At 69.7% G+C, this 22,058-nt stretch carries 23 protein-coding genes; 7 read left to right on the top strand and 16 right to left on the bottom strand.

Annotated elements, in window-relative coordinates; translation table 11 throughout:
- Positions 1–62: 62 nt before the first annotated feature.
- Genes G6N14_RS20095 through G6N14_RS20085 form a run of 3 tightly spaced genes read left to right on the top strand, consistent with a single transcriptional unit; the run spans position 63 to position 2,977 of the window.
- On the top strand, positions 63–1,106 hold the full coding sequence (locus G6N14_RS20095; protein WP_085136752.1) for an ABC transporter permease: 1,044 nt from the start codon (positions 63–65) through the stop codon (positions 1,104–1,106).
- Positions 1,107–1,109: 3 nt separating this feature from the next.
- Complete coding sequence (locus G6N14_RS20090) at positions 1,110–2,099, top strand: ABC transporter ATP-binding protein (RefSeq protein ID WP_085136554.1); 990 nt, start codon at positions 1,110–1,112, stop codon at positions 2,097–2,099.
- A gap of 44 nt (positions 2,100–2,143) precedes the next feature.
- Positions 2,144–2,977: an alpha/beta hydrolase gene (locus tag G6N14_RS20085; RefSeq protein WP_109559874.1), complete on the top strand. Its 834-nt coding sequence runs from the start codon at positions 2,144–2,146 to the stop codon at positions 2,975–2,977.
- 43 nt (positions 2,978–3,020) lie between these two features.
- Here G6N14_RS20085 and G6N14_RS20080 read toward each other — a convergent pair whose 3' ends face one another.
- Genes G6N14_RS20080 through G6N14_RS20070 form a run of 3 tightly spaced genes read right to left on the bottom strand, consistent with a single transcriptional unit; the run spans position 3,021 to position 5,949 of the window.
- Entirely contained in the window at positions 3,021–5,096 is a 2,076-nt protein-coding gene (locus G6N14_RS20080; protein ID WP_085136750.1) for a heavy metal translocating P-type ATPase, read from the bottom strand.
- 26 nt (positions 5,097–5,122) lie between these two features.
- Complete coding sequence (locus G6N14_RS20075) at positions 5,123–5,413, bottom strand: hypothetical protein (RefSeq protein WP_407663149.1); 291 nt, start codon at positions 5,411–5,413, stop codon at positions 5,123–5,125.
- A complete protein-coding gene (locus G6N14_RS20070; RefSeq protein WP_085136552.1) occupies positions 5,410–5,949 on the bottom strand; it encodes a transport-regulating membrane protein Mce1N in 540 nt (179 codons plus the stop codon). Before G6N14_RS20070 ends, G6N14_RS20075 begins: the two co-directional genes overlap by 4 nt.
- 157 nt (positions 5,950–6,106) lie before the next feature.
- On the opposite strand from G6N14_RS20070, the gene G6N14_RS20065 reads away from it, so the two are divergent.
- A complete protein-coding gene (locus G6N14_RS20065) occupies positions 6,107–8,305 on the top strand; it encodes a cellulase family glycosylhydrolase (RefSeq protein WP_234808974.1) in 2,199 nt (732 codons plus the stop codon).
- Here G6N14_RS20065 and G6N14_RS20060 read toward each other — a convergent pair whose 3' ends face one another.
- From G6N14_RS20060 to G6N14_RS20035, 6 genes are all read right to left on the bottom strand, one after another.
- Positions 8,306–8,746, bottom strand: coding sequence for a hypothetical protein (locus tag G6N14_RS20060; protein WP_085136551.1), 441 nt, complete (start codon positions 8,744–8,746; stop codon positions 8,306–8,308). It lies immediately after the preceding gene.
- Complete coding sequence (gene hemB / locus G6N14_RS20055; protein WP_085136550.1) at positions 8,743–9,726, bottom strand: porphobilinogen synthase; 984 nt, start codon at positions 9,724–9,726, stop codon at positions 8,743–8,745. The genes G6N14_RS20060 and hemB overlap by 4 nt, the downstream gene beginning before the upstream one ends.
- Positions 9,727–9,748: 22 nt before the next feature.
- Complete coding sequence (locus G6N14_RS20050) at positions 9,749–11,446, bottom strand: bifunctional uroporphyrinogen-III C-methyltransferase/uroporphyrinogen-III synthase (protein ID WP_085136549.1); 1,698 nt, start codon at positions 11,444–11,446, stop codon at positions 9,749–9,751.
- Between the two features lie 32 nt (positions 11,447–11,478).
- Positions 11,479–12,414, bottom strand: a complete 936-nt coding sequence (hemC, locus tag G6N14_RS20045) for a hydroxymethylbilane synthase (protein ID WP_085136548.1) — start codon at positions 12,412–12,414, stop codon at positions 11,479–11,481.
- Between the two features lie 5 nt (positions 12,415–12,419).
- Entirely contained in the window at positions 12,420–13,799 is a 1,380-nt protein-coding gene (locus tag G6N14_RS20040) for a glutamyl-tRNA reductase (RefSeq protein WP_085136547.1), read from the bottom strand.
- A gap of 63 nt (positions 13,800–13,862) precedes the next feature.
- Positions 13,863–14,138: a glutaredoxin family protein gene (locus tag G6N14_RS20035; protein ID WP_085136546.1), complete on the bottom strand. Its 276-nt coding sequence runs from the start codon at positions 14,136–14,138 to the stop codon at positions 13,863–13,865.
- A gap of 152 nt (positions 14,139–14,290) precedes the next feature.
- Between G6N14_RS20035 and G6N14_RS20030 the strand changes: the two genes are divergently transcribed.
- The 3 genes from G6N14_RS20030 to G6N14_RS20020 all read left to right on the top strand — a co-directional run bounded on the left by G6N14_RS20030 (position 14,291) and on the right by G6N14_RS20020 (position 16,342).
- A complete protein-coding gene (locus tag G6N14_RS20030; protein ID WP_085136545.1) occupies positions 14,291–14,746 on the top strand; it encodes a nuclear transport factor 2 family protein in 456 nt (151 codons plus the stop codon).
- Between the two features lie 52 nt (positions 14,747–14,798).
- Positions 14,799–15,686 (top strand): HAD family hydrolase, encoded by an 888-nt coding sequence (locus G6N14_RS20025; protein WP_085136544.1) that lies wholly within the window; start codon positions 14,799–14,801, stop codon positions 15,684–15,686.
- A 128-nt stretch (positions 15,687–15,814) separates the two neighbouring features.
- On the top strand, positions 15,815–16,342 hold the full coding sequence (locus G6N14_RS20020) for an FAS1-like dehydratase domain-containing protein (protein WP_085136543.1): 528 nt from the start codon (positions 15,815–15,817) through the stop codon (positions 16,340–16,342).
- Positions 16,343–16,357: 15 nt separating this feature from the next.
- Here G6N14_RS20020 and G6N14_RS20015 read toward each other — a convergent pair whose 3' ends face one another.
- From G6N14_RS20015 to G6N14_RS19985, 7 genes are all read right to left on the bottom strand, one after another.
- Positions 16,358–17,377: a lysophospholipid acyltransferase family protein gene (locus G6N14_RS20015; RefSeq protein WP_085136542.1), complete on the bottom strand. Its 1,020-nt coding sequence runs from the start codon at positions 17,375–17,377 to the stop codon at positions 16,358–16,360.
- Positions 17,378–17,379: 2 nt separating this feature from the next.
- Positions 17,380–18,495: an SDR family oxidoreductase gene (locus G6N14_RS20010; protein WP_085136541.1), complete on the bottom strand. Its 1,116-nt coding sequence runs from the start codon at positions 18,493–18,495 to the stop codon at positions 17,380–17,382.
- An 81-nt stretch (positions 18,496–18,576) separates the two neighbouring features.
- Positions 18,577–18,678 (bottom strand): 30S ribosomal protein bS22, encoded by a 102-nt coding sequence (locus G6N14_RS20005; protein ID WP_003402602.1) that lies wholly within the window; start codon positions 18,676–18,678, stop codon positions 18,577–18,579.
- A gap of 184 nt (positions 18,679–18,862) precedes the next feature.
- On the bottom strand, positions 18,863–19,117 hold the full coding sequence (locus tag G6N14_RS20000) for a helix-turn-helix domain-containing protein (RefSeq protein ID WP_085127642.1): 255 nt from the start codon (positions 19,115–19,117) through the stop codon (positions 18,863–18,865).
- Between the two features lie 138 nt (positions 19,118–19,255).
- Positions 19,256–20,116: a pyrroline-5-carboxylate reductase gene (gene proC / locus G6N14_RS19995; RefSeq protein ID WP_085136540.1), complete on the bottom strand. Its 861-nt coding sequence runs from the start codon at positions 20,114–20,116 to the stop codon at positions 19,256–19,258.
- Between the two features lie 219 nt (positions 20,117–20,335).
- Positions 20,336–21,163, bottom strand: a complete 828-nt coding sequence (locus tag G6N14_RS19990) for a thioesterase family protein (protein WP_085136539.1) — start codon at positions 21,161–21,163, stop codon at positions 20,336–20,338.
- Between the two features lie 40 nt (positions 21,164–21,203).
- Positions 21,204–22,046 (bottom strand): sugar phosphate isomerase/epimerase family protein, encoded by an 843-nt coding sequence (locus G6N14_RS19985; protein WP_085136538.1) that lies wholly within the window; start codon positions 22,044–22,046, stop codon positions 21,204–21,206.
- Between the last annotated feature and the right edge of the window lie 12 nt (positions 22,047–22,058).

Raw genomic sequence — 22,058 nt, 5'->3', positions numbered from 1 at the left:
CCCTCGGGCGGGCCGCCGTCCACGATAGGCGCCGCACGCTGCGATAACATGCGCGCGTGCGGCTGTTAATCACCGCTCTTCGCGATCTGCAATGGCGATTACGCAGGTTCATCGTGGCCGTCGTGGGCACCGCGCTGGTCTTCGCCCTGACCCTGGTGCTGGCCGGTTTGACCCACGGTTTCCGGGTCGAGGCCGAACATGTGGTCGATTCACTGGGAATCGACGCCTACCTGATCCAGACGGCCGCGGTGGGACCGTTCATGGGCTCGTCCCGGTTCCCCCAGAACGAGCCCGGGAACGTCGCCCGGATCTCCGGCGTGCAGGCGGCGTTGCCCGTGGTCTACGGCAACACCATCGTGCAGGACGGCCGGTCGCCGCTGAACGTGAACATCTACGGCGTGCCCCGCGACGCGATGCCGCCACTGAGCGCCGGGCGGGTTCCGGCCGCACCCGACGAGATCGCGATGTCGACAACGTTGCGGCGCTCCCTCGGCGATGAGATCGAGCTCGGCGCGGAGAAGCTACGGATCGTCGGGCTGGTGGAGAAGTCGACGACGCTGGCCGGCCAGCCCAACGGCTTCCTGACCGTGGCCGGCGCCCAGCGGCTGATGTATTCGGGTCAACCGGTGGCCTCCGCGATCGGCGTGCGGGGAAACCCGGCGCACGTGCCGACGGGCTACCGCGTCGTGGACCGGACCGCCGCCGTCGACGACATGGTCCGCCCGCTGGCGGGTGCGCAGATGGCCCTGTCCTACATGTCGATCTTGTTGTGGGCCGTGGCCGCACTGATCGTCGGCTCGCTGGTCTACCTGTCGGCCCTGGAGCGCACCCGCGACTTCGCGGTGTTCAAGGCGCTGGGCGTCACCACCTGGATGGTGCTGGCGGGCCTGGCGCTGCAGGCGGTGGTGGTCGCGGTGAGCGCGGCCGTCCTCGGCGGCGTGCTCGCGGTGTCCGTCGGCCCGCTGTTCCCGATGCTGGTCGCGGTGACGCCGTCGTCGTTCGCCCTGCTGATGGTGACCGCGGTGGGCATCGGTCTGCTCGCCAGCCTGGCCGGCTTGCGGCATGCGGTGGCGGTGGACCCGGTGCTGGCGTTCGGGGGGCCCTAGCCCATGGGGGACTTGCGGATCCGCGATCTGGTGATCGAGTACGCCACCCGCGGCGGGGACCCGGTCCGTCCGATTCACGGCTTGAGCCTGGATGTCCCGGCCGGTTCGCTGGTGGTGGTGCTGGGCCCCAGCGGCTGCGGCAAGACCACCCTGCTGTCCTGCCTGGGCGGCATCTTGAGCCCCACCGCCGGCCAGATCCGCTTCGGCGCCACCGACGTCACCGCACTGCGCAGGCGCGACCTCACTGCTTACCGCCGGCGCACCGTCGGAATCGTCTTCCAGGCGTTCAATCTGGTGCCGAGCCTGACGGCGCTGGAGAACGTGATGGTCCCGATGTGGGCGGCCGGCTGGACACAATGGTCGGCTCAGGAGCGCGGCCGCGACCTGCTGACCCGGGTCGGCCTGGCCGACCGGACGCATCACCGGCCCGGGCAGCTCAGCGGCGGCCAGCAGCAGCGGGTGGCGGTGGCCCGCGCGCTGGCCCTGGATCCGCCCTTGATCCTGGCCGACGAGCCCACCGCGCAATTGGATTACGCCCGGGCCGGCGAGGTGGTGCAACTGCTGCGGCTGCTGGCCGCCGGTGACCGCGTCGTGGTGGTGGCCACCCACGACACCCGGATCGTGCCCCTGGCCGACATCGTCGTCGAGCTGTCCCCGTCCGGTATGCCCGAGCCGTCCCCGCAGGCCCCGGTCCGGCTTGGGCCCGGCTCGGTTCTGCTGGAACAGGGCACCGTCGAGGACCTGATCTACGTGGTCACCGACGGGGAGGTGGAGATCGCCCCGCATCCTGGCGACCCCGGCGGCGGCCCGCTCAAGATCGGCAAGTCCGGCCACTTCACCGGTCCGCTCGGGCCCCTGGTGCGGATTCCGCGCTCGGCTGCGGTCCGGGCACCCCGGGAAGCGACCCTGGTCGGTTACACCGTGGAGGCGTTCCGCGAGCGCTTCGGCCGCAACCCGAACCCGGACGTTCCTAACGAACCGGCATCAACCTGATCAAGGGTGGTGCGCCGAGCTGATCCGCCCGGGGCCGCCGCGCGATGATGCTGCCCATGGCTGATGTGACCCGCCGGGCTGCTTTGCGCCTTGGGGTCGGCGCGGTGGGGGCTGCGGGCCTGTTCGGAGCGGGTGCGCTTCGGCGCCCGGCCGCCTCCCGGGCCACCGGTAACAGTTACCCCACATGGGAATCCGGGTCGTTTGTGTCGGCGGCTCGTGGTGGCGTCGAGACCAACTGGATCATCGCCCGCCCGCCGGGGCAGACCGCTCCCCTGCGGCCGGTGATCGCCCTGCACTGCAAGGACGGCGATGCCGCATGGGTGATGGATCTGGGTGTGGAGGAGGAGCTGGCGAGGCTGGCCGCGGCCGGCCGGCCCCCGTTCGCGGTGGTGGCCGTCGACGGCGGCAACTCCTATTGGCGGCCGCACAGCTCCGGCGAGGACTCCGGCGCCATGGTGCTGCACGAGCTGATCCCGATGCTGACCGAAAAGGGCATCGACACCTCCCGCGTCGCGTTCATGGGCTGGTCGATGGGCGGCTACGGCGCACTGCTGCTGGGCACCCGTCTGGGCCCGGCACGCACCGCCGGCATCTGCGCCATCAGCCCGGCGATCTATATGACGTATTTCGGCGCGCCCGCCGGTGCATTCGACAGTGTCGATGACTGGCGGACCAACTCGGTGTTCAACCTGGTGCCGCGGTTGGCGCCGATCCCGCTGCGGGTGGACTGCGGTACCGGGGACAGCTTCGCCTACGCGACCAAGAGTTTCGTCGCCCACCTGAATCCGCCGCCGGCCGGGGGCTTTTCGCCCGGCGGCCACGATGTGTCCTACTGGCGCAGCCAGCTGCCGGCGCAGTTGAGCTGGCTGGACTCCTGACTCCGGCCCGACACACGCAACACCCCGGCCGGCGTTCCCGGCCTTATCGCGCGAAACGACGAAGCCGCAGGCTGTTGGCGACCACCAGGACCGATGAGGCGGCCATCGCCGCGCCCGCGATCATCGGGTTGAGCAACCCGGCCGCCGCGAGCGGGATGGCCGCCACGTTGTAGCCGAACGCCCAGCCGAGGTTCTGCCGGATGATGCGCAGGGTGCGCGCCGACAGCCGAAGCGCGGTGGGCACCGTGCCGAGGTCGCCGCGCACCAGGGTGACATCACCGGCCTCGATGGCGGCGTCCGTACCGGTGCCCATCGCCATCCCGATATCGGCGGTGGCCAGCGCCACCGAATCGTTGACGCCGTCACCGACCATGGCCACCCGCCGACCGTCGGCCTGCAGGCGCTTGACCTCGGCAGCCTTGTCCGCGGGCAACACGTCGGCGATGACGTTGCCGGAGTCGATACCGACCTGCCCGGCCACCCTGCGGGCCGCCGCCGCACCGTCGCCGGTGAGCAGGATCGGGGTGATGCCCAGGGCTTTGAGCTGCGCCACCGCGGCCGCGCTCGTGGGCCGAACCGTGTCGGTCACGGTGATCGTCCCGCGCACCTGCCCTTCCCAGCAGACCTCCACCGCGGTCCCGGTCTCGTCCGCGGCGGCCGCCCGCGCGACCTCGACCCGCAGGCCGTCGACGACCCCGGTCACACCGTGGCCGGGCCGGCTGACGAAATCGGTCACCGGGGCGATCTGCAGGCCGGCGGCCTTGGCCCCGGCGACGATGGCCGTGGCGATCGGATGCTCGGACGCCGCCTCGACGGCGGCGGCTCGGGCCAGCACCGTGTCCGGGTCCTCGCCCGGTTCGGCCGCGAGGCCGCCGACGGACATCACGCCGCTGGTAACGGTGCCGGTCTTGTCCAGCACGACGGTGTCGATGTCCTTGACGGTCTCGAGCACCTGCGGGTTCTTGATCAGGATGCCCAGCTGCGCACCACGGCCGGTGCCGACCAGGATGGCGGTCGGCGTGGCCAACCCGAGCGCGCACGGGCAGGCGATGATGAGCACGGCCACCGCCGCGGTGAACGCCGCCGCGGCGGACGCGCCGGTCAGCAGCCAGCCGGCCAGCGTGAGCGCGGCGATACCCAGCACTGCGGGCACAAACACCGCCGAGACCCGATCGGCAAGTCGCTGGACCGAGGCCTTGCCGGCCTGGGCGTCGGCGACCATGGTGGCCATCCGCGCCAGCTGGGTGTCGGCGCCGACTTTGGCGGCCCGAACCAACACCCGCCCGGTGGTGTTGAGCGAACCACCCAGCACCGAATCGCCGACGGCGACGTCCACCGGCAGCGGTTCGCCGGTCATCGCCGCGGTGTCCAGGGCGCTGGCCCCGTCGACGACGACGCCGTCGGCGGCGACTCGCTCCCCCGGCCGCACGACGATGACGTCACCGACCCGAAGGTCGGCGATCGGCACCCGGGTCTCGGTGGACCCGTCCGCGCTCATGACCGTGGCGTCTTTGGCGCCGAGCTCCAGCAGTTCGCGCAGCGCTGCGCCCGCCGACCGTTTGGCGTGCGACTCGGCAAACCGGCCGGCCAGCAGAAATACCGTGACCACGGCGGCCACTTCGAAGTACACGTGGCCCGCCCCCGTGCACACCGCCACCACCGACCACAGATAGGCGGCGCAGGTGCCCAGCGAGACCAGGGTGTCCATGGTGGCGGCACGGTGCACGGCGGTGCGCGCAGCGGCACGATGGAACGGATAACCGCCCCAGAACACGATCGGGGTGGTCAGCGCGAGGGCGACCCACTGCCAACCGCTGAACTGCCAGGCCATCACCATCGACAGCGCCACCACGGGCGCGGCCAGCAGGGCCGAGACGATCAGCCGGGTGCGCAGTTGGCCGGCGGATACGTCGGCGTGCCCGCCATGGTGTTCGCCGGCCGAGCCGAGCACGGCGGCCTGGTATCCGGTCGCTTCGACGGTGTTCACCAGGTCGGCGGGCGAGACATGGGGCTGGTGTTCGATATGGGCTCGCTCGACCGCGAAGTTGACCGTGGCCGCCACCCCGTCCAGGGCGTTCAAAGCGCGCTCCACCCGCGCCGCGCACGACGCACACGTCATTCCCCGCAGCTCGAGGTCGGTGGTGATCACGCCGCCGATGATACCCCCGTGGGGTATTGACCCCGGGCGGTGCGGCGGGCGCGACGCAACCGCGCGGCGCCCACCACCGCCAGTACCCCCGCCGTCGTCGCCAACACCCATGCCAGCAGCAGCATCGGAGGGTGGTAGCCGATCGAGACGGTGGCCGGTTCGCCGTCGATGACCGGGGCGACCACCACCGGGTAGCGCACCTGCAGCCAACTGGCCGCGCAGCCCACCGCCGCGGCGGCCGCCAGGGCCAGTTCGACCAGGGACCGGATGAGCGGGCCGGTTCTCACCACGACGATCCGTCGTCGACGTCGGTCTCAGCGGGCCCGCCCGGCGGGACGGTCTCGGGGATCAGCTCTCCCAGAGCCGCACGCAGTCGGCGGTGGTCGCGCGCCCAGGCCTGCACGGTGCGCCGGCCGCGCAGCCGCAGGCCGATCCCCACCCGGCGTCGGGGAACACCGCTCAGCTCCCCGAGCGCGCGGGATTCCTGCCACTTCTGCAGCACCTGCTTGCCCCAACCGGTGGGCCGTTCGGCCTCGGGATAGAGCGCGACGATGTCGGCCACCCGAATGGTCTCGGTGCCTTGGCGCAGCGTGTCCTCGGTGAGTTCGACCGAGGTGTGGATGCGTGCGGCTTTCACCTGGATGGCGAGCATCAGCGAGACGAGCACCAGCAGGATCGCCGGGACCAGCGGCTGGAAACCGAAGCCGCTGGAGTGCTGGATCACCAACAGCAGGCCCGCGGAGATCGGACCGAAGAGCACCCAGTACCAGCTGGCACCGCTCTCGAAGAACAGCGGTGCGGGCTGCGGCTGGGAATCAGACATGTCGGGTCAGCCTAACGCGACGCCCAAACGCGGTGCACAGGGCCGCGGGGTGGCGGGATTTTCGGCGATCCTTACCTTACGCGCAAGTAGGTCGAGTTAGATTTTGGCCTGCATACATGCTTTGCACAGGTTTGTCCCTGCCTTGGAGAGGGTTCGGATGATGCGCCGCTACCGCACTGCAGCAGAGCCCGCCATGCACACCCGAGTCGTCGGTCTCGCCGCCTCCACCGGGGCGGTGCTGACGTTCGGGATGGGGCCGCTGGCCGCTGCGCCCGGAGCCCACGCTGACTTCTTCGACCCGATGACCGACCAGATCCTGGAACCGTTTCTGGACGCCACGACCGGTGCGCCGGACTGGGATGCGGTGTTCTCGCCGGACGCCTGGGAAACCTTCCTGAGCCCCGACCACTGGGATGCCGCTCTGAACGCGTTCAGCGGCGAAGCCCTGGCCGGACCGGCCGTCGATCCCAACACCTGGCTGTTGCAGTACCTCTACACCCCGATCCACGACGGCCTGGAAGACGTGGTCAACAGCGACCTCGGCCAACTACTGCTCAGCCTGGTCAACCAGCCCACCCTCCTGCTCACCGGTCGCCCCCTGATCGGCGACGGCGTGGACGGTACCGCCGCCGCACCCAACGGCGGCCATGGCGGCTGGCTGTTCGGCGACGGTGGGGACGGTTGGGACAACACCGGTTCCGGCGGGACGGGAGGCGCCGGCGGCAACGCCGGCATGATCGGCAATGGCGGTGACGGCGGCGACGGCGCAGACGGCGGCCTCGGCGGTAACGGCGGGGACGGCGGCAACGGCGGCTGGCTGATCGGCATCGGCGGCCTCGGCGGGGATGCCGGCAACGGCGTCTACAGCGGCCCCGGCGACCTGCCCGCCCTCGGCGGCGCGGGCGGCAACGCCGGCCTGCTGGTCGGCGCCCACGGCGATCACGGCCACTTCGGCACGCTCGACGGTGCCCCTGCCGCCGTCGCCGGCATCAGCACCACCGGGACCTGGATCACCGGCGCCGACGGCCGGGTGCTGGTCATGCACGGTTTCAACGAGGTCTACAAGATTCCGCCCTACGAGCCGGCCGCCGGCGGATTCGACGAGGACGACGCGGCGTTCCTGGCGGCCAACGGCTTCAACTCGGTGCGTTTGGGCGTCATCTGGGCGGGAGTGGAGCCGGAGCCCGGTGTCATCGACTACAACTACCTGGCCTCGATCCAGACGACCGTGCAGATCCTGGGCAGATACGGCATCGTCAGCATCATCGACTTCCACCAGGACGACTTCAGCCCGGTCTTCCGCGGCGAGGGCGCGCCGGAGTGGGCCACCCAGACCGGCGGACTGCCCAACCCCGACATCGGCTTCGGGCTCAACTACCCGCTGAACCCCGCCCAGAACCACGCCTGGGATGCGTTCTGGTCCAACACCAAAGGCCCCGACGGGGTGGGGCTGCTCAACCACTACGCGCGCATGACACAGGCCGTCGCGGACTACTTCAAGGACGACCCCAACATCGCCGGCTACGAGATCATCAACGAACCGTGGCCCGGGTCGACATGGCTGTCAACGATATTCGGCAATTCCTACTTCGAAGCTCAACAGCTGACTCCGTTCTACAACCAGGTCAGCGCGGCGATCCGGTCCGTCGACCCGACCACACCGATGATCTACGAGCCCAACACCCTGTTCAACGAGGCGGTTCCGACGCAGCTGCGCGAGGTGGACGACCCCCACGGCGTCTTCGCATTCCACGACTACTGCATGCTGACCAGCGTGAGCGCGGCCCTCTCGCCGCTGTGCCCGGACTACATCGACCTGCTGGCCGCCAACGGCGAGGCCTACACCAGCAGGTACGAGGTGCCGGGATTGATCACCGAGTACGGGTCGGCGAACGGCGCCGACGAAATCATGCGGGTGATGAACAACGCCGACCAGCGGATGTGGGGCTGGTCGCAGTGGGCCTACAACGGCACGCCCAGCCTCACCGGCAGCGGCCCCTGGGCGGCGCTGGTCTATGACCCCAGCAAGCCGCCGGTCGGCGACAACGTCGACTGGGCCAGGCTGGAGGCGTCGGCGGTGCCCTACGCGCAGGTCGTTGCCGGCACCCCGATCTCCTGGTCGTACGGCGCCGGCGTTTTCCAGCTCAGCTACTCCACCCAGATGGCCAGCGGCGCAGGACACTTCGCTGCCGGCGCCCAGACCGAGATCGCGGTGCCGACCATTCAGTACCCCGACGGCTACCAGGTCAGTGTCACCGGCGGGCACGTGGTCTCGGCACCCGGCGCACCGGTGCTGGTCATCGCCGCCGACGGTGCCGGCACCGTCGAGGTCGTCGTGACGTCGGCGGCCGGGTAACTACCGGACGAAGTAGGCGTTGGCCTCCGCGCGGTGCACCAGGAACGTGCCCGCGGCTATCAGCACCGATCCGACGATTCCGGTGATTGCAGCCAGGACGGCGACCGACGGCCGTGCGTCGGCGTCGGTGAGCCCGCTGAGCCCGTACGCCATGGCGCCGATTCCTCCGCCGGTCAGCACGGTGCGCGCCCACCGGTAGCCCGAACGCATCAACATCAGAAACGTCGCGACCACGACCATCACCACGACCGCGGTGAGCCCCGCGACCGGATAGACGATCTCGGGGCCCGCGATCTGCGGGCCGGTCAGCATGTTCACCACGTATTCGCACGTCATCAGCGGCAGGGCGACCAGCCACAGCCAGAACGCGGTGTCGACATCGGCGGGGCGGGGGGGCGCGCCCTCGGCCGGGGGGCGGGTGCCCTCGGGCGGGGCCGTCACGCCAGCCAACCGGCCGCTTCGGCCGCCCAGTACGTCAGCACGATGTCGGCCCCGGCACGCCGGATACCGATCAGGGATTCCAGCGCCGCCGAACGCCCGTCGACCCAGCCGTTGGCGGCAGCCGCCGCGATCATCGCGTACTCGCCGGAGACCTGGTAGGCGGCGACCGGAACCGAGGACATGGCGGCGGTGGCCGCTATCACGTCCAGGTACCCCATGGCGGGCTTGACCATCACGATGTCGGCTCCCTCGGCGAGGTCGAGCGTGACTTCGCGCAGCGCCTCGCGGGCATTGCCGGGTTCCTGCTGGTAGGTGCGCCGGTCACCGGCCAGGGTGGAGGCCACTGCCTCACGGAACGGGCCGTAGAACGCCGACGCGAACTTCGCGGCGTAGGCCAAGATCACCACATCGCCGTACCCGGCGGCATCCAGCCCATCCCGGATCGCGGCTACCTGGCCATCCATCATGCCGCTCGGGCTGACTACGTGAGCTCCCGAATCTGCTTGCGCCACAGCAAGTTCGACATAACATTCCAAAGTGGCGTCGTTGTCGACCCGGCCCCGTTCGTCGAGCACGCCGCAGTGCCCGTGATCGGTGAACTCATCCAGGCAGGTGTCGGCCATCAACACGGTGGCATCGCCGAGGTCAGCGGCCAGATCGCGCAGCGCGCGGTTGAGCACGCCGTCGGCGGCAACACCGGCCGATCCCGTGCTGTCTTTGTCGGCCGCCGCCGGAACCCCGAACAGCATCAGCCCGCCGACCCCGGCCGCCACCGCCTGGGCGGCCGCGGCGCGCAGCGAGTCGCGGGTGTGCTGGTACACCCCGGGCATGGAACCGATTTCCCGCGGTTCGTCGATGCCGTCGGCGACGAACATCGGCAGCACCAGATGCCTGGGCTCCAGCGAGGTCTCGGCCACCAGTCGGCGCAGCGCCGCGGTGGAGCGCAGCCGGCGCGGGCGTTGGCGAGGAAATGCAGTCATCGTGCCCCGCTCGCCGTCACCGCTAGCGCCTGCGGCTCTTCTTACGCGGCGGGGGCAACGCACCCTCGGCCCGCAGCCGGGCGGCGTGCTCGGCCAGTGCGTCGACCAGTGGTCCCACCGCCGCGGTCTCGGGCTGCACGTCCACCCGCAGCCCGAACTCGGCCGCCGTCTCGGCGGTCTTGGGGCCGATGCAGGCCACCAGGGTGCGAGCGTGCGGCTTGCCGGCGATGCCGACCAGGTTGCGCACCGTCGAACTCGACGTGAAGCACACCGCGTCGAACCCACCGGTCTTGATCATCTCGCGGATGTTCGCCGGCGGCGGAGCGGCCCGCACCGTGCGGTAGGCGGTGACGTCCTCGATCTCCCAGCCGCGTTCGCGCAGGCCTTCGGCCAGCGTCTCGGTGGCGATGTCGGCACGCGGCAACAGCACCCGGTTCACCGGGTCGAAGACGTCGTCGTAGGGCGGGAACTCGTCGAGCAGGCCCAGCGAGGACTGCTCGCCGGACGGCACCAGCTCAGGGCTGATCCCGAAGGCCCGGACGCGCTCCGCGGTGGCCTCGCCGACACAGGCGATCTTCACCCCGGAGAACGCGCGAGCGTCCAGACCGAACTCGGCGAACTTCTCCCACACGGCGCGCACCGCATTGGTCGAGGTGAACACCACCCACTGGTAGCGGCCGTCCACCAAACCCTTGACGGCGCGCTCCATCTGGGCCGGGCTCCGCGGGGGCTCCACGGCGATGGTCGGGACCTCGATCGGCGAGGCGCCGTGCCCGACCAGCCGGTCGCTCATCTCGCCCGCCTGGTCCTTGGTGCGCGGCACCAGGACGGTCCAGCCATACAGCGCGCGGCTCTCCCACCAGTTCAGCTTGGCCCGGTTGTTGACGGTCTTGCCGATGGTCACCACCAGCGGCCCGGCCGAGGTCTCCTGGCCGTTGGGCAGGATGACCGGATCGATGCTGGCCAGCGCCGAAGCCTCCGTCAGACCACCGAGGCTGGACTCGACCGAGCGCTGCGCGCAGGTGGTGCCCGAGGTGGTGACGACGCACGGTGTGCCGTCGGACAGTCCGTACTCGATCAGAGTGCGGGCTGCCTCGGGCAGGTGCGAGGTGGTGGCCTGCAAGATCAGCGGACCCGGGGCCGCGGCCAGCGCGGCCCAGTCCACCTCCGGGTCGCGGACGTCGGCCACCGTGTGCGACGAACCGAGCGGCAGGCCCGCGTAGGTGGGCACTGCGCTGGTCGCAGGCAGGCCCGGCACGATCTCGAACGCGATATTGGTCCGGGCGACCGCGCTGACCTCGGTGATCACCGCGTCGATCGACAGCGGGTCCCCGGCCACCAGTCGCACCACGTCGGCGCCCGAGCGGGCCTCCGCGGTCAGCGTCTTGGCCACCTCGGCCGGCTCGCCCAGCGCCGGCCGGATGTCCGGCCCGCCCGGAACGGTAGCGGCCTCGTCGACGGCCTCGGCGGCGTCGTCGCCGGCCGCGTCGTCGGCCTTATCCGGGGCCGGGGGCACCGGACCTGCGACGGGCGGCAGGTCCGTGCCGACCAGCGCCAGCACCGCCTCGGGCACGTCGGGGTCGACGAACACCAGCGCGGCGTTCGTCAGCGCCGTCCGCGCCCGCGTCGTCAGCAGGCCCGGATCGCCCGGACCCGAGCCGACGAACACAATGCGGCCCGGCTTGGGCTTCTGCCCTCGCACGCTCACTTGGCGAGCCATTCGTTACTCCCAGTCACTTCCCACGCACCGTTTCACCGAGCTTCCGACATCAGCTCGCGCGCCCCCAACTCGAACAGTTCCGCCGCGACCGACACGCCCAGTTCCCGGGCACGGTCTGGACTGCCGATGCCGGAGGCGCGGATCACGTCGGATCCGTCCAGCGCCGCCACGCAACCGCGCAGCGACAGCTCTTCGAAGACCCGGCCGTCCTCATCGATGGACTCGACCACTTCGGCGATCGCGCCCACCGGTGCGGAACAACCCGCCTCCAGTTCAGCGAGCAGGGTCCGCTCGGCGGTGACCGCCGTGCGGGTGTCGGCGTCATCCAACTCCGCCAGCAGCGCCGCCAGTGCGGAATCACCGGCGCGGCACTCCACCGCCAGTGCCCCTTGGGCCGGAGCCGGCAACATCTGTACCGGCTCCAACGTCTCGGTGACGGCATCGAGGCGTCCCAGCCGGGCCAGACCCGCCCGGGCTACCACGATGGCGTCGAGTGCGCCGCTGCTTACCCTGTTCAACCTGCTATCTAGGTTGCCTCGTAGGGGGCGAATTTCCAAACCGAGACCCAGTGCTCTAAGCTGTGCGGCCCGCCGGGGCGACGAAGTGCCCACGACGGCACCCGCCGGCAACTCTCCCAGCACCAGTCCGTCGCGTGCCACCAGAGCGTCTCGAGGGTCCTCACGACGCGGTATGGCAGCGATCAGGAACCGCGGGTCAGCAGCGGTCGGGAGATCCTTGTGTGAGTGCACGGCGGCGTCGACCCTGCCGTCGAGGATGGCCTCACGCAGCTCGGCGGTGAACACGCCCACCCCGATGTTGGCGATGGGTCCCGAAGTGACGTCACCGGCGGTGCTGATCACGACCAGTTCGGCGGGATGCCCGGCGGCCACCAGGGCGTCGCGGATGGTCCCGGCCTGGGTGGTGGCCAACAGGCTGCCCCGGGTGCCGATGCGGATTACTGGATCCAAAACGTCTACCCGGCCGACCCGGTTTCGGCGCCGACATCGAGCCCACCCGGGATCATGGGCAACTCGCCGGCGGTGGCAACCGCGTCCACCGCGGTCGGGTCGAGTTCGAACAATTCGCGCAGCGCCTCGGCGTAGCTATCGCCGCCGGGCGAACTGGCGAGTTGTTTCACCCGCACGGTGGGGGCATGCAGCAGCTTGTCGACGACGCGGCGCACGGTGCGCGCCACCTCCTCGCGCTGGGCGGCCTGCAGGTCCGGCAGCCGGTGGTCCAGCCGTAGCAACTCGGCGGTGACCACGTCAGCGGCACGCTGGCGCAGCGCGGTCACGGTCGGGGTGACCTCGGCCATCCGCTGGCCGGCCAGATAGGTGGCCACCTCGCGGGCCACGATGCCGCGCGCGGCCTCGGTGTCGGAAGTCGCAACCTGTGCCGAGGGCTCGCGCTGAATCCGGTCCATGTCGATGACCCGCACCCCGGGCAGCCCGGCGACCGCGGCGTCGACATCGCGTGGCATTCCCAGGTCGCAGATCACCATCGGCTGGGTCAGCTCGTCGCGGTTGCCGCCGGCCAGCGCATGGTGCACATCGGCCAACGACACCACGGGGCTGACCGCTCCGGTGGAGCTCACCACGATGTCGGCGACGGCCAGTGCGGGGGCCATCCGGTCCAGGGCGACGGCGTCGGCCGTCACACCGGTGTCGCGGACTTTGCGGGCCAGTCGCTGCGCGCGCGGCAGCGAGCGGTTGACCACGTGGATGTGTTCGATGCCGGCACGCACCAGGTGCGCCGCCGAGAGCGCGCCCATGGAACCGGCGCCGATCACCACCGCCGTGCGGCCCCGCAGTGCGTCGTCGCCCAGCTGTTTGGCCGCGATGTTCAGGGCCACCGACACCACCGAGGCGCCGGCGGCGTCGATGCCGGTCTCGGAGTGCACCCGCTTGCCCACCGACAGCGCCCGTTGCGCCAGTTCGTGCAGCACCCGGCCGACACTGCCGTTGGCCTCGGCGGAGGCGTAGGCACGGCGCACCTGGCCCAGCACCTGCTGCTCGCCGACAACGGCGGAGTCCAGGCCGCTGGCCACCGTGAACAGGTGCTCGACGGCTGCCTCGCTGTAGCGCACGTAGGCGAACTTGGTCAGGTCGGCCATCGGCATGCCGGAGTGGTCGGAGAGCACCTGACCGATCGCCGACAACCCGGCGTGGAACGCCTCGACGACGGCATACACCTCGACCCGGTTGCAGGTCGACAGAATCATCGCCTCGGTGACGAGCGGTGACTGCAGCACTCGCTCGACGATCTTGACCTGGTCGGATTCAGCGGTGCTGAGCTGCTCGAGTACTGAGACGGGGGCGCTGCGGTGCGAGACCCCGAAGAGCAGGACGCTCACGGCAATATCACCTGGTCCGCTCCTTGCTGTCACCAGTGAACAAACTTCACTCCACGGTAGAGGCTAAAGTGCTGGCCTACCAAATTCGGCCAAATCGGCGCGCAAACGCGGCTCGTCGACTTCCCAGTAGCTGTGCTCGTTTCCGTCGAGCAGCACCACCGGCAGCCGGTCGCCGAACTCCGCCCGCAGACCGGTGTCGCCGGCCGCCGCGGCGGCATCGACGTCGACGGCCTGCAGGTCGAATCCGAGTTCGTCGGCCAGCCGCGTCAGCTGGGCGTGTACCTGCACGCAGACCGGGCAGCCCTCGCGGGTCAGCAGCTGTACCTGGTGGCGGGCCATGGTCTCAGTGTCGCAGCAGCAGCCCCGGCCTGATCTGCGGCCACCGGGTTGGCCGGATTGCCGCTACGGGGCGCCGCGAATTGATTACGGTGTGACCGGCCACCGGCCGGCACCATCTCATCTCGGGACCCTCGGGCGGACAAGGGCGAGCCATGACTTCCAGCGCCGTGTCGATCACGAACCTGCTCTACCGCTATGCGGAGCTGATGGACTCCGGCGACCTGGAGGGCGCCGCGGGACTCTTCGCCCACGCCCGGATCAACGCCGACCCGCAGGGCACCGTCGTCATGGACAGCGCCGGAATCCTGGGGCTGTGGCGCGGGCTCGTGGTGATCCACGCCGACGGCACGCCGCGCACCAAACACGTGATCACCAACCCGATCCTCGACATCGACGAAGTCACCGGGACCGCGACCTGCCGCTCCTACTACACCGTGCTGCAGCAGACCGACGATGTCGCGCTGCAGGTGATCGCCGCCGGCCGCTACCACGACAGCTTCGAGCGCGTTGACGGCGTCTGGCGGTTCAGTTTCCGGGACTACTCGATGTTCGATCTCAAAGGGGATCTGCGCGATCACCTGCGGGTCATCGGCGGTGGGGCCGGATAGGGTTGAGAACGGCCGGAGCACCGGCCCTTGCAGCTGCGGAAGGAGTCAGGTGATGACGACACCGGGCCCCGAACACGAATCCGCAACCGAGGTGACATCGCTGCCCTACGACGCCAGCGCGGAACGGGCGCTTGCCGGTATGGCCGACACCGGCACACCACCACCGGTCGACCTGACCGCCGCGGCGTTCTTCGACGTGGACAACACCCTGGTTCAGGGCTCCTCGATGGTGCACTTCGGACGTGGTCTGGCCGCCCGCAATTACTTCACCTACCGCGATGTCGTCGGCATCGTCTACGCCCAGGCGAAGTTCCAGCTCACCGGCAAGGAGAACAGCGACGACGTCGCGGCAGGCCGGCGCAAAGCCCTGGCGTTCATCGAAGGGCGACCGGTGTCGGAGCTGGTCGATCTGGGTGAGCAGATCTACGACGAGATCATCGCCGACAAGATCTGGCCGGGCACCCGGGAGCTGGCGCAGATGCACCTCGACGCCGGCCAGCAGGTCTGGCTGGTCACCGCGACCCCCTATGAGCTGGCCGAGACCATCGCCCGCCGGCTCGGCCTGACCGGCGCGCTGGGCACCGTCGCCGAGTCGGTGGACGGGGTGTTCACCGGCCGGCTGGTCGGCGAAATCCTGCACGGTCCGGGCAAGGCGCACGCGGTGCGGTCGCTGGCGATCCGGGAGGGGCTCAACCTGCGGCGGTGCACGGCCTACTCCGACAGCTTCAACGACGTGCCGATGCTCTCGCTGGTGGGCACGGCGGTGGCGATCAACCCCGATGCGGCGTTGCGCGAGATGGCCCGCAAACGAGGGTGGGAGATCCGCGACTTTCGCACCGCCCGCCGGGCGGCGCGCATCGGCGTGCCCTCGGCGCTGGCGCTGGGGGCCGTCGGCGGGGCCCTGGCGGCAGCCGTGGCGCACCGGAACGAGCGCGGCTGAGCTTGCGAAGCGCGCGAGGACCGGTCGACCGAATCAAACACCGTGGCGCACCGGAACGAGCGCGGCTGAGCTGCTCGCTGATAAACTTCCGCCGCCGAGCACCACGGCGAGCGGAGGGGTAAACCGGCATGTCAGTACACACCGAATCGCAGGGAGTCATCGGTACGCACTACCGATTCCCGGACTATTTCGAGGTCGGCCGGGAGAAGATCCGGGAGTTCGCCCGCTCGGTCAAAGACGAGCACCCGGCCCATTTCGACGAGGCCGCCGCGGCCGAGGCCGGGCATCCCGGCCTGGTGGCATCGCTGACGTTCCTGGCGGTCGCCGGACGTCAGGTGCAGCTGGAGATCTTCGACAAGTTCGACATCCCGATCAACATTTCCCGGGTGCTGCACCGCGACCAGAAGTTCACCTTCCACCGGCCGATCGTGGCCGGGGACAAGCTGTTCTTCGACACCTACCTGGACTCGGTGATCGAGTCCCACGGCACGGTGGTCAGCGAGGTCCGCAGCGAGATCACCGATGCCAACGGCGAACCGGTGGTGACCAGCGTGGTCACCATGCTCGGCGAATCGGTCAACCAGGACCCCGAGACCGAGGCGGCCACCATCGCGGCCCTTGAGGCGATGCGCGATCGGGCCCTGGGCAAGAAGTAGTCGCTGGCAGCCGGTCTAGCCGAAGAACATGTTGCGGCGGCCGGCGAGAAGCCGGTACAGCGTCTGCTGGATGGTCTCGCGCACCTGATCGGTCAGATCGAAGGTGACCATCGGGTCGTCGGCGGCACCGGCCTCGTAGTGGCTGGTCGGGATCGGCTCGCCGAAGGCGATGTGCCACTTGGACGGCATCGGCACCAACCCGGCCGGGCCGGCCAGCGGAAACAGCGGCGTGATGGGGAAATAGGGCACGCCGAGCAGCCGCGCCAACAGCTTGACGTCGCCGATCATCGGGTAGATCTCCTCGGAGCCGACGATCGAGCACGGCACGATGGGCGCCTTGGTGCGCAGCGCTGCGGAGACGAACCCGCCGCGGCCGAACCGCTGCAGCTTGTAGCGATCTTGGAAGCGTTTTCCCAGGCCCTTGTAACCCTCCGGAAAGACCGCGGTCAGCTCGCCGGACTCCAGCAACCGGTTCGCATCGGCGGTGCAGGCCATGGTGTGGCCGGCCTTGCGGGCGGTCGGGCCGACCATCGGCAGGTCGAACACCAGGTCGGCGGCGAGCATTCGCAGATTCCGGTGGTCGGGGTGATGGTCGTGCACCGCCACCGAGAGCATCAGCGCATCCATCGGCAACACCCCGGCGTGGTTGGCCACCAACAGTGCGGGCCCGTCGACCGGCAGGTTCTCCACACCGCTGACCTCGACCCGGAACCAGTCGTTGAAGAAAAACCGCAGCACCGGCAGCATGACTGCCTCGTTGAAGTGCGGGTCGAAGCCGAACTCGTCGACCTGGTAGTCCCCCGTGATCCGCTCCCGCAGAAATCCCGCGACCGCGGCCACCCGGCGGGCGAACTCGTTGGGAGTGGGCGCGGCGGCACCGGAGGCTCCGGCCGCGCGCCGCTCGTCGAGCTCGCGCACCACCGCGGCAACCTGGCCGGCCGAGGCGTTCTCCGCGGCCAGCGCCGAAGGGTGCCGGCGCACCGAACTCGAACGCTTATGCAGCGGAATGACTTTCGCTTTCACATCATCAGCCATGGCTAACCTCCCCGCGCCCTGCTCAAGCCGATATCCCCCAGGCGCTGCGCTGCGCTTATTGTTCGGCGCTCCACCGAACGGACCCACTTGGGGTCGACGATCGGGTTCAGTCCGCGGCCCCGCACGTAGTCATCGAACGCCTCGGCGGTGGTCCACTTGGTGCTGTACCCGAGTTCGGTTCGCATTCTAGTCGTGTCCATCACCCGGCCGAAGCTCAGATAATCCAACTGCTCCCGGTTGATCTCGCTGTAATTGTTGGCCCGGCGCAGCGAATCCATGACCCACAGTCCGGCACCGGGCAGCGGAACCGGGACGCGGCCCGTCCGGCGGATCGCCTGCGACATCATGATGATGCCGTCGGCCCCGACGTTGAAGGTGCCGGCCTTGCCCGCCGTGGTGGCCCGCTCCAGCGCGCCCAGGGCGTCCTGCTCGTGCAGCAACTGCAGGCGTGCGTCGCGGCCGACCACCATCGGAACCAGTGGGCCGGCAAGGTAACGCGACAACGCGGTGTCCATGGCCGGACCGATCATGTTGGCCATCCGCAGGATCGTGACGGCGATGTCGGGCCGCCGTCGGCCCAGCCCGCGGGCGTAGCCCTCGATGTCGACGCTGTCGCGGGGGAACCCCTGAGTCGGCGGTCGACGGCTCAGGGTGTCCTCGGAGAACATCACCGGGTCACGCGAACACGACCCGTAGACCTCCGAGGTCGACTTGAGCACCACCCGCCGGACCGAAGGCGCCTTCTGGCAGGCGGCGAACAACTGCATCGCGCCCATCACGTTGAGCTCTTTGAGCGCCGCTCCACCACCGGACCTCGGCACGTACGACGCCGCCGCGGCGTGCACGACGGTGTCGACGTCGCTGTTTCGGATCACCTTGGCGATAAAGGGATTACGGATGTCAGCGCGGACGAACTCAGCGCGCCCCATCCGGCGCAGCATGTCCTTGCTGGGCATGACCGCATCCACCGCGATCACCCGGTTGATCAATGGGTTCTGCGTGAGCCGTGCGGTGAGAAATCCACCCAGAAACCGGCACGCGCCGGTCACCAACACAACCTTGGGGTATTGCCTGGTGTCGCTGCGCGTGCCGTCGCTGGGGGTTCCGGCCTCGTCCACCCCGTCAGCCTAACGGCCACGCCGCAAAAGCAATACCGGCGATCGGCACCTCCTGCTGCGGCCGAGACGGGCCTGAACGGGCTACTTACCGAGTTTTCTGCGCTGGACGCGAGTACGGCGAAGCAGCTTGCGGTGCTTCTTCTTCGACATGCGCTTGCGCCGCTTCTTAATGACTGAACCCATGAACTCCGCTATCTGCTTCTGCCCGCGCCGCCGTGTTGGCGCTGCTGAACTTGATCGACCCGGTTACTTTACCCGTAGGCAGGCCCGGACCGGAAAACCGCACCCCGACCGCGGCCACCAAGACAGCCGACCCCGGGCGTCGCCGCACGGCGACGCCCGGGGGGCGCTTACGTGTCGACCGGTGCTAGCCCGCGTCGAAGAAGGAGGTCTCCAGCAGGTCGTGCACCGCCTTGGCGTGCACCCGGAAAGACCGTCCCACCCGTACCGCGGGCAGCTCGCCGTTGTGCACCAGGCGGTACACCGTCATCTTGCTGACCCGCATCAACGCGGCCACCTCGGCCACGGTGAGGAACTGTGTTCGACCCGACTCCGCAGAACCGGCATCGCGTGCCGCCCTGCCAGCCGAGTCACGTGCCGAAGGCCCGTTCGCAGACGTCATCGTTACCCATTTCAATCAGGCACGTGCAGTCCCAGCGGCTTCCCCACCGCTGCACCAACACGCACAGACAAGAGGAGAATAGCGGGACGGATGGGGTTCCTGCGACTAGTGAGAGCCAATATGTGAAAAATAAGTGAATTACTCTGATGTAATTCTTAGCTGCTCAGAGCGTGTTTTTGCGGCTTGAACCGCCCTATCGACCGCGGTCCGCAGGCCACCGGCCTCCAGCTCGCGCAGCGCCGCCGCAGTGGTCCCGCCCGGTGAAGTCACCATCGCTCTCAGGTAAGCCGGGGCGGTGTCCATTCCGGTCCTCGGTTGCCCCTCGTCGGCACCGCGCTCCTCCAGCAGCATCTGCGCGCTTCCCGCCATCGTCTGCACGGCCAGATCGGTGGCCGCCTGCCGGCTCAGCCCGGCCGCGACTCCGGCGTCGACCAGCGCCTCGACCATCAAGAAGAAGTAGGCCGGCCCCGAACCCGACACCGCGGTCACCGCATCCATCTGATCTTCCGGAACGATCGCCACCGTCCCCACGCACTCGAACAGGGCGGCCACCTCTTTGACTTGTTCGTTGGTGGGGAACCGTCCCCTGGCCAGCGCACTGGCCCCGACACCGACCTTCACCGGGGTGTTGGGCATCACCCGCACCACCGCGGCGCCCGCAGGCAGCTTGGATTCCACGTATCCCGTGGTGAGACCGGCCACAACGGTGACCAGCACCTGCTCGGCGCTGTCCCCGGACGCGGCGGTGACGTTCTTGGCGTACTCCTCGACCACCGAGTCGACGTCCTGCGGCTTCACCGCGACGATCACGATGGCGGCGTTCTCCACCGCGTCGGCGACCGAGGTCACCAACACCGAGTACTTCTCCGCCAGCTGCCGGGCCCGGTCGCCGTACCGTTCGGCGACCACCAGGTCCTTGACCGGACGTCCGGCGGCCAGCAGACCCGCAAGCATTGCCTCGCCCATGTTTCCGCCACCGATGATCGCGATTCTGGCCATGGCGACAGCATGTCAGACCGGGCGATCGCAAGCGCGGCGGAGCCGAGCGCGGCGGGTCGCCCGCAACAACACCGGGCGATCGCAAGCGCGGCGGAGCCGAGCGCGGCGGGTCGCCCGCAACAACACCGGGCGATCGCAAGCGCGGCGGAGCCGAGCGCGGCGGGTCGCCCGCAACAACACCGGGCGATCGCAAGCGCGGCGGAGCCCGGCGCGGCGGAGCTACCGCGCGGGAACCATCGCCAGCTGACGCGACTGCACCACGATTCGGCCCTTGCAGTCGACGACGGTGTGGTCCTCGTCGAACCAGTCCTGACCGATCTGCACGCAGCTGCAGATCACCCGCAGCCACCCGTCGGCCGGGACCGCCCGCAGGTAGGCGGTGAGCTGCACGGTGGGCGCCCAGCCGGTGCGATTGACGGCGTAGGTCACCGGCGCCGACACGTCCCCGCACAGCAGTGCGAACAGCACATCGGGCGCGGTGCCCTTAGGCCGCACCCACATCTCGATCACCGGCGGGCCCCCGTCGGAGCGTGGGCCGAGCGTGGTCAGCGCCGGGCGGATGTCGCAGCCGTGGGCCAGGTGCACGATGTGCTCCATCGGGTGCCCGGGACCGATCGGCTGCAGCCCGGGCGGCGGCTCCGGTGTCATCAGCGGCACCACCGGGTTGAACGACAGCAGCGGCGGCGCCTCGTGCTCCGGCTCGCTGAGTGTGATGACCGCGCGCACCGCGGTGCGCTCCCCCTGGTTGAGTTCGACGTCGACGAGGCTGACGCGGCGGCCGCGCTTGCGGATCGTCGCCACCAACTGCATCGGACCGGGGTCGGGGGCCCACAGATAGCTGGCGGACACCGCAACGGGCTGCAGTCCCCCGCCGTGCGCGGTGCGCGCGGCCTTGGCGCACAACGCCAGCATCGCTCCGCCGTGCACCTTGGGGCCGATGGTCCAGTGTTCGTTGAGCGCACCGGCGAACACTGCGACATCGTCGCCGTGGTGACCGGCTATCGGCTCCAAGGCCATGGCGTCGGTGAACAGCGTGGACGAGGTCACGCGGGGCCTCCCTGGGTTCTCGGCGAACGTCTGGTGTTGCTCAGCGCAGCAGATGCGTCCGGGCGAACTGCAGCGACTCGGTCAGCAGCGCCTCGCGCTCCTGCGGCGAGCGTGCCTGCGAGGTCGTCACCTCCAGCACCACGTGGCCGGTGAAGTCGCTGGCGGCCAACAGTTGGCACACTTCGGCGACTGGCTGGTCGCCGCGTCCGGGCACCAGATGCTCATCGGCCGGCAGGCCGGTGCCGTCGCACAGGTGCAGATGCGTCAGACCGGAACCCATCCGTTGGGCCATCTCCAACCCGTCGGCTCCTGCGGTTGCGGTGTGGGAGAGGTCCAGGGTGAAGTGCGCGTGGTTTCCGTCGAGGGGGTCGTGGGACGGCGCGAATGCCGAGATACCCGCTCCGGGTCCGCCGCCACGGCGCCGCATCCGCTCGCGGGACTGGTCGGCGCCGAAGAAGCGGTCGGCCCGGAAGGGGAACATGTTCTCCACCGCTATCGCCACGCCGCTGCCGGACTCCAATTCCGCGACCTGATCGCTGAAGCCCTCGGCGTAGCGCCGCTGCCAGCGAAACGGCGGATGCACCACAACCGTTTGGGCGTCGAGCTCTTCGGCGGCCCGAACGCTGCGTTCCAGCTTGGGAATCGGGTTCGGGCCCCAAACCCGTTGGGAGATCAACAGGCACGGCGCGTGCACCGACAGCACGGGCACCCCATACTTGCGGGACAGTCGCCGGACGGCTCCGACGTCCTGGCTGACCGACTCGCCCCACACCATCAGTTCGACGCCGTCGTAGCCGAGCCGGGCCGCGTATTCGAAGGCTGCCTCAGTCCGCAGCGGGTAGACCGATGCGGTCGACAATCCGACTTTGATGGCAGGGCGCACGGCTTAATACTG

Origin of the sequence: Mycolicibacter hiberniae (genome assembly GCF_010729485.1) — a bacterium.
Classification (GTDB): Bacteria; Actinomycetota; Actinomycetes; order Mycobacteriales; family Mycobacteriaceae; genus Mycobacterium; species Mycobacterium hiberniae.
This window is presented reverse-complemented; position numbering and strand designations above follow the sequence as displayed.